This window comes from Shigella sp. FC1967 (genome assembly GCF_001743005.1).
Classification (GTDB): Bacteria; Pseudomonadota; Gammaproteobacteria; order Enterobacterales; family Enterobacteriaceae; genus Proteus.
Genome location: NZ_MIIZ01000291.1, coordinates 1 through 246, shown reverse-complemented (window position 1 = coordinate 246; position 246 = coordinate 1). Strand labels below are relative to the sequence as shown.

Sequence of the window (246 nt, the reverse complement as noted above, 5' to 3'; positions counted from 1 at the left end):
TGTAATTGGCTTTTTAGTGACACAGTATTGCGTTGAAGATAAGTATTGATATGGTTCCACTGATTTTTTCCATTTGATGAATTCCAAGTGGAATAATCTAAATTAATGCTGTCAAAAAGTGCTGATGACGTATAACTGTCGCCAATTTGTAATTGGCTTTTTAGTGACACAGTATTGCGTTGAAGATAAGTATTGATATGGTTCCACTGATTTTTTCCATTTGATGAATTCCAAGTGGAATAATCT

General features: G+C 32.9%; 1 protein-coding gene. It reads right to left on the bottom strand.

The window, feature by feature from the left end:
- On the bottom strand, window positions 1-246 hold a 246-nt coding region (locus tag BHE89_RS24755; RefSeq protein WP_286145836.1), incomplete at both ends, for a fimbria/pilus outer membrane usher protein.